This is a genomic window from Streptomyces virginiae (assembly GCF_040638905.1).
Classification (GTDB): domain Bacteria; phylum Actinomycetota; class Actinomycetes; order Streptomycetales; family Streptomycetaceae; genus Streptomyces; species Streptomyces virginiae_B.
Map to the genome: position 1 here is coordinate 370,873 of NZ_JBEZYV010000004.1, position 11,702 is coordinate 382,574.

General features: G+C 70.9%; 11 protein-coding genes. 3 read left to right on the plus strand and 8 right to left on the minus strand.

The annotated features are described in order from the left end of the window. Positions 1-26 precede the first annotated feature (26 nt). Positions 27-776, minus strand: coding sequence for a PAQR family membrane homeostasis protein TrhA (trhA, locus tag AB0F82_RS09610; RefSeq protein ID WP_362625310.1), 750 nt, complete (start codon positions 774-776; stop codon positions 27-29). A gap of 220 nt (positions 777-996) precedes the next feature. Here trhA and AB0F82_RS09615 point away from each other — a divergent pair, with 220 nt between their 5' ends. Further along, a complete protein-coding gene (locus AB0F82_RS09615) occupies positions 997-2,823 on the plus strand; it encodes a phosphoenolpyruvate carboxykinase (GTP) (protein WP_362625312.1) in 1,827 nt (608 codons plus the stop codon). A gap of 116 nt (positions 2,824-2,939) precedes the next feature. Here AB0F82_RS09615 and AB0F82_RS09620 read toward each other — a convergent pair whose 3' ends face one another. The 4 genes from AB0F82_RS09620 to AB0F82_RS09635 all read right to left on the minus strand — a co-directional run bounded on the left by AB0F82_RS09620 (position 2,940) and on the right by AB0F82_RS09635 (position 7,617). Continuing rightward, complete coding sequence (locus AB0F82_RS09620) at positions 2,940-3,551, minus strand: hypothetical protein (RefSeq protein ID WP_356813030.1); 612 nt, start codon at positions 3,549-3,551, stop codon at positions 2,940-2,942. Then, complete coding sequence (locus tag AB0F82_RS09625; RefSeq protein WP_362625314.1) at positions 3,538-5,175, minus strand: substrate-binding and vWA domain-containing protein; 1,638 nt, start codon at positions 5,173-5,175, stop codon at positions 3,538-3,540. Before AB0F82_RS09625 ends, AB0F82_RS09620 begins: the two co-directional genes overlap by 14 nt. Further along, positions 5,172-6,359 (minus strand): toxic anion resistance protein, encoded by a 1,188-nt coding sequence (locus tag AB0F82_RS09630; RefSeq protein WP_362625316.1) that lies wholly within the window; start codon positions 6,357-6,359, stop codon positions 5,172-5,174. Before AB0F82_RS09630 ends, AB0F82_RS09625 begins: the two co-directional genes overlap by 4 nt. A 178-nt stretch (positions 6,360-6,537) precedes the next feature. Beyond that, a complete protein-coding gene (locus AB0F82_RS09635) occupies positions 6,538-7,617 on the minus strand; it encodes a substrate-binding domain-containing protein (protein WP_362625318.1) in 1,080 nt (359 codons plus the stop codon). A gap of 138 nt (positions 7,618-7,755) precedes the next feature. On the opposite strand from AB0F82_RS09635, the gene AB0F82_RS09640 reads away from it, so the two are divergent. Continuing rightward, a complete protein-coding gene (locus AB0F82_RS09640; protein WP_362625320.1) occupies positions 7,756-8,202 on the plus strand; it encodes a hypothetical protein in 447 nt (148 codons plus the stop codon). 43 nt (positions 8,203-8,245) lie between these two features. Here AB0F82_RS09640 and AB0F82_RS09645 read toward each other — a convergent pair whose 3' ends face one another. The 3 genes from AB0F82_RS09645 to AB0F82_RS09655 form a co-directional block, all read right to left on the minus strand. Beyond that, positions 8,246-8,887 (minus strand): RDD family protein, encoded by a 642-nt coding sequence (locus tag AB0F82_RS09645; RefSeq protein ID WP_356813025.1) that lies wholly within the window; start codon positions 8,885-8,887, stop codon positions 8,246-8,248. 241 nt (positions 8,888-9,128) lie between these two features. After that, positions 9,129-9,521 (minus strand): hypothetical protein, encoded by a 393-nt coding sequence (locus AB0F82_RS09650; protein WP_356813024.1) that lies wholly within the window; start codon positions 9,519-9,521, stop codon positions 9,129-9,131. Positions 9,522-9,622: 101 nt separating this feature from the next. Further along, on the minus strand, positions 9,623-10,834 hold the full coding sequence (locus tag AB0F82_RS09655) for a pyridoxal phosphate-dependent aminotransferase (RefSeq protein ID WP_356813023.1): 1,212 nt from the start codon (positions 10,832-10,834) through the stop codon (positions 9,623-9,625). A 337-nt stretch (positions 10,835-11,171) separates the two neighbouring features. On the opposite strand from AB0F82_RS09655, the gene AB0F82_RS09660 reads away from it, so the two are divergent. Next, positions 11,172-11,405 (plus strand): hypothetical protein, encoded by a 234-nt coding sequence (locus AB0F82_RS09660; RefSeq protein ID WP_030665735.1) that lies wholly within the window; start codon positions 11,172-11,174, stop codon positions 11,403-11,405. The last annotated feature ends 297 nt before the right edge of the window (positions 11,406-11,702 follow it).

Here is an 11,702-nt window from a genome sequence, read left to right on the forward strand (position 1 = left end):
TGCGGCCGGGCCCCTCCTGGTGGGGCTCAGTGCTGGTACGCGGCGAGCGAGATGCCGACGTAGTGGGCGACGAAGGCCGCGAGGGTCAGGGAGTGGAAGACCTCGTGGAAGCCGAAGAAGCGGGGGGAGGGGTTGGGCCGCTTCATGCCGTAGATGACCCCGCCGGCGCTGTAGAGGAGACCGCCGACGATCACGAGGACCAGGACGGCGACGCCGCCGGTGCGCATGAAGTCGGGCAGGAAGAAGACGGCCGCCCAGCCCATGGCGATGTAGCAGGGGGTGTAGAGCCAGCGCGGGGCGCCGACCCAGAAGACGCGGAAGGCGATGCCCGCGGCCGCCGCGATCCACACCGCCCACAGCAGGGTCCGGCCGGTGGAGGGCGGGAGCAGCAGGACGGTCAGCGGGGTGTAGGTGCCCGCGATGATCAGGAAGATGTTGGCGTGGTCGAGCCGTCGCAGGACGGCTTCGCCGCGCGGGCCCCAGGTCCCGCGGTGGTAGACCGCGCTGACGCCGAAGAGGAGGCAGGCGGTGAGGATGTAGACCCCGCAGGCGACGCGGGCCCGGGTCGAGTCGGTGAAGGCCATCAGTGCCAGGCCCGCGACGATCACGGCGGGGAACATTCCGAGATGGAGCCAGCCGCGCAGCAGGGGCTTGGCCTCGATGGCGGACTCGACGGCCTCCGCGGCCTCGACGACCGGGGAGGCCTCGCGGGTCGCTGCGGCCTCGGAGGTCGCTGCGGCCTCGGCGGCGGGGACGGCGGCGGCGTCAGAAGTCATGCGCGCCATGCTACCTACGGGTCCGTAGGTTTCCGCTCATCCTCTTTACGGAAGATTGACGGACGTGGCAATGCTCACGTGAGAGGCCCTCTGGACATATGCGCACATCCACCGGATGATCAGATGAGTGCGGTCGACACCGGATGAGCGGAGCGCGAAGCGTCCGGGTCGCAGCCCCCACGGGGCCTACACCAAACAAACCCCTCAACAAGGAGCAATCGTGGCGCGCGACAACGCGGCTCCCACCATCCCGACGACTCACCAGGAGCTGATCTCCTGGGTGGACGAGATCGCAGCCCTCACCCAGCCGGACCGCGTCGTCTGGTGCGACGGCTCCGAGGGCGAGTACGAGCGCCTGTGCGAGGAGCTCGTCGCCAAGGGAACGTTCAAGAAGCTCGACGAGACGAAGCGCCCGAACTCCTACTACGCCGCCTCCGACCCCTCCGACGTCGCGCGCGTCGAAGACCGGACCTTCATCTGCTCCGAGAAGGAGCAGGACGCCGGCCCCACGAACCACTGGAAGGCTCCTTCCGAGATGAAGGAGATCTTCGCCGGTGAGAAGGGCATCTTCCGCGGCTCCATGAAGGGCCGGACGATGTACGTCGTCCCGTTCTGCATGGGCCCCCTCGGCTCCGAGCTCTCCGCGATCGGCGTCGAGATCACCGACTCCGCCTACGTCGCCGTCGCCATGCGCACCATGACCCGCATGGGCAAGCCCGTCCTCGACGAGCTCGGCACCGACGGGTTCTTCGTCAAGGCCGTCCACACCCTCGGCGCTCCGCTCGCCGAGGGCCAGGCCGACGTCCCGTGGCCCTGCAACACCACCAAGTACATCTCGCACTTCCCCGAGACCCGCGAGATCTGGTCCTTCGGATCCGGTTACGGCGGCAACGCCCTGCTCGGCAAGAAGTGCTACGCCCTGCGCATCGCGTCCGTCATGGCCCGCGACGAGGGCTGGCTCGCCGAGCACATGCTGATCCTCAAGCTCACCCCGCCGGCCGGCGAGGGCGAGACGAAGTACGTCGCCGCCGCCTTCCCGTCCGCCTGCGGCAAGACCAACCTCGCCATGCTGGAGCCCACGATCCCCGGCTGGACGGTCGAGACCATCGGCGACGACATCGCCTGGATGCGCTTCGGCGAGGACGGCCGCCTCTACGCGATCAACCCCGAGGCCGGCTTCTTCGGCGTCGCCCCCGGCACCGGCGAGCACACCAACGCCAACGCCATGAAGACCATGTACGCCAACACCGTCTTCACCAACGTGGCGCTCACCGACGACGGCGACGTGTGGTGGGAGGGCATGACCGAAGAGGCGCCCGCGCACCTCGTCGACTGGAAGGGCAACGACTGGACTCCGGCTTCGGAGACCCCCGCCGCCCACCCCAACGCCCGCTTCGCCGTCCCGGCCTCCCAGTGCCCGACGATCGCCCCCGAGTGGGAGGACCCCAAGGGCGTCCCGATCTCCGCGATCCTCTTCGGCGGCCGCCGCGCCTCCGCCGTCCCGCTGGTCACCGAGTCCTTCGACTGGAACCACGGCGTCTTCATCGGCTCGAACATCGCCTCCGAGAAGACCGCCGCCGCCGAGGGCAAGGTCGGCGAGCTGCGCCGCGACCCCTTCGCCATGCTGCCGTTCTGCGGCTACAACATGGGCGACTACATGGCCCACTGGGTGAAGGTCGCCGCCGACAAGGACCAGGCCAAGCTCCCGAAGATCTACTACGTCAACTGGTTCCGCAAGAACGACGCGGGCAAGTTCGTGTGGCCCGGCTTCGGCGAGAACAGCCGCGTCCTGAAGTGGATCGTCGGCCGCCTCGACGGCACCGCCGAGGGCGTCGAGACCCCCATCGGCATCCTGCCGACCAAGGAGTCCCTCGACCTCGACGGCCTCGACCTCCCGGCCGAGGACCTCGACTTCCTCCTCACCGTCGACAAGGAGGTCTGGCGCGAAGAGGCCGCCCTGGTCCCCGAGCACCTCAACACCTACGGCGACCACACTCCCAAGGAGCTGTGGGAGCAGTACCACGCACTCGTGGAGCGCCTGGGCTGAGCCAGGACACGCCCTGAAGAAGGGCCGATGAACGTGGGAGCCCCCGACCAAGCGGCGTCCCACCGCTGTGGGAGCCCCCGACCAAGCGGCGCCCACCGCAGCACCGACCCGCCCTGTCAGGAGCGTCCGCGCTCCTCCAGGTAGGTCGTGTGCGTCTGCTGACGGCGGGCCTCCACCTCGTGGAGGCCCGCCGTTACGCGTCGCGCCTCCTCGTCCAGGAGCGCCAGCTGCCGCTCCAGGTGCCGCTCCGGCGACTCTCCGCCCGGCGCCATCCGGCTCCACCAACGGGTCCGGTTGTACGCGTCCACGCTCTCCGGCACGTCCTGCCGCACCGCCCGGGACACCGCGTGCACCGCCTCCGGATCGGTGACCAGCACATCGGCCACCCACCCCGGCTCCAGCAGCGCCCCGTACAGCTCCAGCAGTTCCGCGAGCGCCTCCCCGGCCCCCGACGGCACCTCCACCTCGGCCACGTACTCCCGCAGCCGCCCGAAGTCCTCGCGCAGCACGCCCAGTTCCTCCCGCGGATCGAACGGCGGCGGTGCCGTCCGCTCCGGCGGGGCGATCAGCGCGCCCGCCCCGTACAGCCCGGCGACCACCACCGGCCAGTACGCACCGGCCACCCCCGCGAGGGTGAGGGCCAGGCCGGCCACGCCGCAGGCGGAGCCGGCCAGGTTCTTCTTCGACTCCAGGTACTGCAAGGCCCCGGTCGCCCTACTGGTAGCCACGGATCTCCTCGAAGGCTCCGGCCAGCGAACCGCCCCCAGCCACCGCTGGGGGGACCCCCGTGCCGGTGGCGTCGAAGAGCCGCCCGCCGGTCAGTTCGGTGATGCGGGTGAGCTCCTTGCGGTCCGAGTCGCCGAACAGCACCGCGAACACCGGCGTCCGCCTCTGCGCCTCGGGCAGCCCCGCGTAGAAGGATTCGAAGTGCTTGGCCCCGACGCCCTCGGTGTTCTCGCCGTCCGTCATCAGCACGATCGAGGTGAAGGCGTCCGCGCCGCCCTTGCCCAGCTGCTGGTACGCCGCCTCCAGGCTGCCGTAGATCGCCGTACCGCCCTCCGGCTCCAGCGCCTTCACGTTCCGGCGGATCGCGTCCAGGGCAGGCCCCGGATTGCCCGGCTCCACCACGTGCGTGTTCACCCCCTTCACCTTCGACCCGAAGGGCAGCAGCGTGACCTCCTCGCGGTCCCGGAAGCGCCGCCCCGTACCCGAACTGCCGCTGCCCGTCAGATCGGTCAGCGCCGACCTCAGGCGCCCGATGCGGTCCTCCTCGCTCATCGACCCCGAGGTGTCCAGCACGTACACCGTCCGCGACGGCCTGCGCAGCTCGTTCTCGTACGAGGCCAGCAGCCCGTCGGCGACGACACGCGACCCCGGGAAAGGCAGCTCGCGCCGCTTCTCCTGGTCCAGCCCGGCCGCCGGGGCCACCCCCGCCGCCACCGGGCGGCGGAAGGTCTGCCCGGTGATCGCCTGCTGCGCCTCGGCGCCGCGCAGGTAGTCCGTCAGCGCCCGCCCCGCATCGCGGGCCCCGGCCGGGGCCGACGTCAGCAGCGTCAGCGGGTAGTGGGCCGTCACCACACCGTCCCGCGGCCGGACGACCGTCAGCGGCGCCCCGCCGCCCTTCGCGTCACGGTTCATGGACAGCAGCACCGACTCGTAGTTCACCAGCGCGTCCACGTCCCCGCGCTTGCCGTACGCGGCCACCAGCCACCCCGAGGAGCCCGACGTCAGCTTCTGCCCCGCGAAGAACTCCTTCAGCCGGGGTGTGGCCGCCTTCACGTCCGCGTCGCTCAACGCCGCCTGCGCCCCCGACAGCCCCGACGCCACCGAGACCAGCGCGGAGAAACCGGAGTTGGAGCGCACCGGGTCGGTCATCCCGTACGTCAGCTTCCCCGCGGCGACGGCCTCGTGCACCGCCGGCCAGGTGACCTCACCGGGCTTCCAGCCGAGCCGGGCCAGCGCCTCCGGCTTCACGCCGAGGGCGACGGGCGAGGACATCACCGGGGTCTCGCTGGAGAGCTTCCCGGCGGCCTCGGGCCGCAGCCGCAGGTAGTCGTTGGAGGACAGCCAGATCGCGTCGTACTTGCCGTCGGCCTGCCCGGAGGCGACCTGCTCGGCGGCGTCCAGCGTCCCGGACCAGGTGAGTTCCACCGTGACCCCGGTCGCCTTCCGGGCCTGCTGGAGCACCGGTTCCATGTCCGCGAGCTCACTGGAGGCCAGCACCCGCAGGGTGCCCTCCTTGTACGCCGTCCGCCCCGGTTCGGCCTCGCCGCCGGAGGTACAGCCGCTCGCGCCGACGAGCGAGGCGAGGACCACACCGGCGATCCAGGCGCGGCCGGCGCGCCCGCTCACAGGGCACCGCCTTCGAGCGCGCCGGCCGTCCGCGTCCGCGCCAGGTACGCCGACGCGTTCTGCAGCTCACCGGCGAGGGACTCCACCGTCGCGGCCATGTTCTCGGTGGCCTGCACCTTGAAGGTGTCGATCGCGTCCAGCGTCTTGTAGATCTGCGCGAAGGCCGTCCGCAGCGTCTGCGCGCCCACCGCCGGATCTGCCGCGATCCGCTGGATCTCTCCGCTCTGTGTCGACAGCATGTCCGCGTTCCCCCGGATCAGGTCCTCGGTGGTCCCCTTCAGGGCGTTGACCTGCTCGATCACCTTGCGCTGGCTGTCCAGTGCGGAGGCCAGCATCACCGCGATGCGCAGCGCCGAGACGGTGGTGGTCGCCGCCCGGTCGACACCCTTGATCAGCTCGTCGTTGTTGCGCCGGACCACGTCCATCGCCAGGTAGCCCTGGGCGCAGACGGCCAGCTGCGTCAGCAGGTCCTGGTGCTTCTGGCGGACCGGGAAGAGCACGTCCGCGCGCAGCGCGCCGGCTCCTTGCGGATCGGTGTGCTCGGCCTCGGCGACGCGCTGCCCGACGGCGGTGTCCAGGGCTTCGGTCAGGACGGCGTACTCCTGCAGCTTGCCCATCGTCTCCCACAGCCGGGAGCGTTCGGTGTGCAGGGCCGCGTTGTCGCGCCGCAGCTCGTCCTGCCCGCTGCGCAGCGCCCCCACGATCCGGTTCAAGGTGGCCTGCGAGGAGGCGTACTTCGCCACGTGGTCGCGGAACCTGTTGCCGCCCGGCAGCTTCGCGAGCAGCTTGCGGGCGCCCTTGGCGGGCGTGTCCCGGGGGTCGAGGTCCTCCACGGTGCGCCGCAGTTCTACGAGGGAGCCGGCGACGCGCGCCTGGGCGTCGCCCCCGCCGTCGGAGCCGAGGGAGCGCACGGCCCGCTCCAGCATCCGGTTGGACTGCTGGGCTGCGGTGCGGATGTCGGCCGAGCCGAGCGCGGTGATCTCGCCGATGCGCTGCGCGAACTCGGGGGAGCGGGCGTCGATCCCGGCGAGCGAGCCGACGTACTCCCCGGCCCGGCGGGCCATCTCGTCGCGGACGCCGTCCTGGAGCGGTACCAGGCCGGTGGCCTGCTCCTTGCGGACGGGGGCGACGGGCTCGGGAGCGCTGAGGACGAACGGGGCGTCCTCGGGAGGTGTCAGTGTCATGGTGTGTCCCTAGGGGGTGTCTTGCCGATCATGCCGGGCTCGCGGCGGCCGGCACCGCGCCTCGCCGCGTTGTCCTCACTCGACGACGCTCCGCGTCGCCTCCCTCGTCCGCCTTGCGATCCACGGCACCAGCCGCCGCTCCCTGATCCGGTCTGATCGACAAGACACCCCCTTGGCCCTAGCCCTTGGCGCGCTGGGCGAGCGCCATGAGGATCTTGACGGTGGGTGTGCCGACCTGGCGGATCCCGCTCAGCCCCGGGTTGAGGTGGTCGGCGTGCGGGGCGGTCGCGGCCGTGAACTCGGCCACCCCGTCCTGCGGGCGGAACCCGCGGAGCACGGCCAGCTCCCGAAGCTTCGGATCGGTGGTGAGGAGCCTGCCCAGCTCCTTCGCGTCGTCGCCAAGCGGGACAAAGGTGTGCGCCGTGTTCACGGTGGTGTCCGGGTAGAGCACCACCATCTCGCCGGGGTCCTGCTTCTGCAGCAACAGCGAGGCGACCTGGGACTCGTACACCAGGATCAGCGGTTCGCCGCTGCCGCTGATGAAGGCCCGGAAGGGGTCGTCCGTGCTCGTCTCCAGGGCGCCCTGGACGGAGATCAGCTTGCGCATCAGGGGCGCGGTGCGCTCGATGCCGGCGTCGTCGGCGACGACGCTGTTGCCGTTCGCGACGTTGGAGGTGGCGGCGAGGAAGAGCGCGCCGGAGTTGGAGGAGGCCGGATCGGTGGTCTTGACGAACACCGTGCCGGTCAGTTCGGCGTGGGCGGAGGAGCCGGGCAGCTGCTGCCAGGTGCGGTCCTCGGCGGCGGCCTTGAGGAAGGGGCCCATCAGCAGGGTCCCGGAGTTCTTGCCGGTCATGGTGGCGAGGCCGTTGGCGGCCAGCACCCGGGCCGCGTTCGGGCGGGCGACCACGACGAGCGGGGAGTAGAAGGGCTTGGTTTCCTGGGCTCCCTTGAGCCCGGCGGCCGCCGCGACCTCCTTGGCGGGTTCACTGCTGCCGGGGAAGGCGAAGTCGAATTCCTCGAGGGCGAGTTGGTCCATCGCCCAGGAGCCCGAGGTCTCCGTCTTCACGATGTAGCCCTTGGCGGCAAGGGCCTTGACGACGTCCGGGTCGCGGAAGAATTCGGACTTCTCCGAACCGATGACGCCACGCACGGTCTTCGTTGCCGTGGATTCTGGGTGACCCTGCCCCTGCAGTGCGACGACGTAGAGCACGCCACCGATCAGGAGGAGGCCCAGGACGATTCCTAGGATGCGTCTCACGGGTGCAGCGTGCTCACGGAAACCCACATTCCGCGCCCTCTTGGGTGAACGTCAGGTGTCCAGGCGGTCCCACTTCGAAATGCTGTGTGAGTTCGCGGGTGCTGGTGGGCGGGGCGGCCGCCCGGGAGGATCGGGGGCATGGGCGTGAGCGCGTTGAAGTGGCAGGGTTGGCTGGTCGGCCTGGTGACGATCGCCGGGCTGCTGGTGTTCGCCCCGCTGGGCCTGTACGTGTGGGCGAGCGGCGGTGAACCGCAGGAGGCGCCGCCGCGGGCGGCGGTGGAGGACGTACGGGTCACCGGCTGCCGTGTCGATCCGGCCAGCCGGCGGGTGGCGGCCGCGGTCGAGGCGACGGGGCGGGCCGGGGGCGCCGGCGCCTACGTCGTGACGGTGGAGTTCCGCGACCGCGCCGAAGCGGACCCGGGAGGGCGCGCGGCGCAGGCGCTGGTGAGGATCCCGGGTGTGGCCCCGGGTGCGACCGAGTACGCGGAGGCGGTCGGCCCGGTGTGGCCGGTGGCGACGGTGCCCTGGTGCGGGGTCGCCGGCGCGGAGTTCACGCCGGCGACCCCGGCACCCGGGGTTCCGTAGCGGGTGGGGCGGGTGAGGCTGATGCCCGCTCAGGCGTCGCGGTTCAGTTCACCTTGACGACGACGGTGCTGCACACCTTGTCGGCGAAGGTCTGCTTCTTGGCGTCCCACAGCGGCCAGAGCCAGCCGAGGTAGCAGGCCATGCTGTCCAGGAAGTGCGCCAGCTTGCGGACGAAGGCCATGCCGAAGCCGAGCGTCGCGCCGTCGGCCTCGCGGTGCAGGCTGATGCCGACGATCTTCTTGCCCTGCGTCTGGCCGGTGGTGCCTTCCTTGTAGAGCTGGAAGATGGCCATGCCGAAGGCGTACAGCATGCCGACGAGGCTCAGCACGCCGGCGATCGTGTCGCCCGCCTCGTCGCCGGCGAACGCCGAACCGAGGCCGATCAGCGCGTACATCGGGCCGGCGATGATCAGCATGTCGAGCAGGTACGCGCCGAAGCGCAGACCCCAGTGGGCCAGCGGCGGCATCCCGGAGGGCATGCCGGGCATGCCCGGAGGCGGGTACGCGCCGTAGTTCGCCTGCGGCGGGGTCTGCTGCGGGTAGCCGTACTGCGGGGCCGCGCCCGGCGCCGGCTGCTGCGGGTAGCCGTACTGCGGGGGGACGCCCTGCGGGGCCTGCTGCCCGTAGCCGGGCTGGCCCTGCGGGGGCTGCTGGCCGTAGGGGTTGTTCGGATCGCCGAAGCTCATTGGCGTATCTCTCCAGGGTGCTCGATCGGGGACGAAGCGGAGTGGAGGAGATGGACCATATGAGCGGCCTCCCCCGTGCTGCCGCGATGTTTCAGCCAACATCGTGTTCGGAGCGCGGGGATCTGTCCAATTCGTTGGCCGTGGGGCGTGCGGCGGGGCGTGCGGCAGGGTGGGCCCCGGAGGGCCGTCCGGCGGTCATGGCACCCGGTCCGGAGCCTCCGCGGCCCCGGACCGGGGCCGTCTAGAGGGCGTCGGCCAGGTCCAGGGACTCCAGGGCGGCGGCATGCGCGTCCATGCGCTCGGCGGTGAGGATCGCGACGGTGGTGTCGGCGCGGGACGCGGCGACGAGGAGAGCACGGGCGGCGAGGTCGTGCGCGCGCCGGTGCAGCGCGGCGGCGTCCCCCACGGGCCGCCGGGGTGCCCGCGTGGGCAGGGACCCGCGCAGCCGAGCGATCTGGGCGGCGATCGACTCGGCGGCCTCGTCGAGCCCGAGCTCGTCGGTGACGGCGAGCAGGGCCGCGAGGTGGCCGGCGAGCTGGATGTCCAGCGCTTCGGCGCGGCTGCTGTGGGGGTAGTCGACCGTGGTGCCGCCCATGCGCTGGACGACCGGCTTCGTGCGGATCGGCTCGTACATGAGGAGGCCTCCTGCGTGGTCAGGAGACCATCCTACATTGGATTGGTTCTAAAGTTGAGCTGGATCCTGATGTTGGCCGGTGTGGTCGCTTCTGGCCGGGATCAGACCTGGCTGTAGCCGTCCAGGAAGTTCCCGATCCGGGTCACGGCGTCCGCGAGGTCCTTGGCGTTGGGCAGGGTGACGATCCGGAAGTGGTCGGGCTCGGGCCAGTTGAAGCCCGTACCGTGCACGACCATGATCTTCTCGGCCCGCAGCAGGTCCAGGACCATCTGCCGGTCGTCCTTGATCTTGTAGACCGCCGGGTCCAGCCTGGGGAAGGCGTACAGCGCACCCTTCGGCTTCACGCAGGTCACGCCCGGGATCTGGGTGAGCAGGTCGTAGGCGACGTTGCGCTGCTCCAGGATCCGCCCGCCGGGCAGCACCAGGTCCTCGATGGACTGCCGGCCGCCGAGCGCGGTGGCCACCGCGTGCTGCGAGGGCATGTTCGCGCACAGGCGCATGTTCGCGAGGATCGTCAGGCCCTCGATGTAGTCGGTGGCGTGCTTCTTCGGGCCGCACACGGCCATCCAGCCGGCCCGGTAGCCGGCGACCCGGTAGTTCTTGGACAGGCCGTTGAAGGTCAGCGTCAGGACGTCCGGGGCGATGGCGGCCGTGTTGAAGTGCTTGGTGCCGTCGTACAGGATCCGGTCGTAGATCTCGTCCGAGCAGACGACCAGGTTGTGGCGGCGCGCGATGTCCGTCAGCCCGCGCAGCATCTCCTCGTCGTAGACGGCGCCCGTCGGGTTGTTCGGGTTGATGATCACGATCGCCTTGGTGCGGTCGGTCACCCTGCGCTCGATGTCGGCGAGGTCCGGCATCCAGTCGGCCTGCTCGTCGCAGCGGTAGTGCACGGCCGTACCGCCGGCGAGGGAGACGGACGCCGTCCACAGCGGGTAGTCCGGTGCGGGGACCAGGACCTCGTCGCCGTCGTCGAGCAGCGCCTGCATCGACATCGTGATCAGCTCGGAGACGCCGTTGCCGAGGTAGATGTCCTCGACGTCCAGGTCGATGCCCTTGGTCTGGTAGTGCTGCATGACCGCACGGCGCGCGGACAGCAGGCCCTTCGCGTCGCCGTAGCCGTGGGCGGAGCCCAGGTTGCGGAGCATGTCCTCGAGGATCTCCGGCGGGCACTCGAAGCCGAAGGCCGCGGGGTTGCCCGTGTTGAGCTTGAGGATGCGATGACCTGCTGCTTCGAGCCGCATCGCCTCTTCGAGCACGGGGCCGCGGATCTCGTAGCAGACATTGGCGAGTTTCGTTGACTGGATCACCTGCATGACGGGAGCTTACGGGGCCGGGTGCGGGCTCGACCTGCCTTTTCGGGAGAGACTCCAAGGCCGATTTATCCCGTTTGGCGCGATGGGCGGGTGGGTGTGCGCTCTTCCCTTGGAATCCGGGGCGCGGCCGTCGTCCGACCTACGGAAATGGGTGAGGCCGACCTGCGCGCCGGGGTGCGTGTTGCCCTCGTCACCTTGGGTGGAACGTGGGGGGAAGGTGACTGAGTACCCGGGCTGAGTACGCGCACTCATGCGGGCGCGGGGCCCGCGGGAGAGGCTGGGGTCCTGAACCAGGGCGAGTGATGCCTGAACGACGGCAACCAAGGAGCGCGGGGCAGTGGAGTTCGTAGTCGGTGACATGGCGATCACCACGGTCGGCACGGATGGCGACGACCGGGCGATCGAGTTCCTGGTCAGGCCGGAAGGAACACTGGAGGAAGGGCACTTCGCGATCTTCCGCGAGCACGGCCAGGGCTGGGAGGGCGCCCGCCTGACCATCGACCCGGCGGCGGCCAGCGTCCCGGTGGCGGCGATCGAGTGGGCGGTCGAGTTCGCCCGCGAATACCTCTGACGGGGCCCGGACCCCTCCCAGGCCGGGGGCTCCGGTGGGCGGGGGACGCGGGGGCGGGGCCGGGGAGGCGGGGCTTCGGGGGATCGGGTTCCGCGCGGGCGGGGACGGAGAGGCGCGGGGGCTTCGCGGGGGCGGGGGACGCTCGGGCCGAGAGGGAAGGGCGAGGGGAGGCTGCGGGAGGTCGGGAGCCGCTGGAGCGGTGTCAGGGATGTCCTGGGGGTTTCCCGTCAGTCCCATCGTCTCTCCGTGTCGGGCCGGCCCGTCAAGGGCGCTCGTTCCTCGCGTCGCTTCGCGATG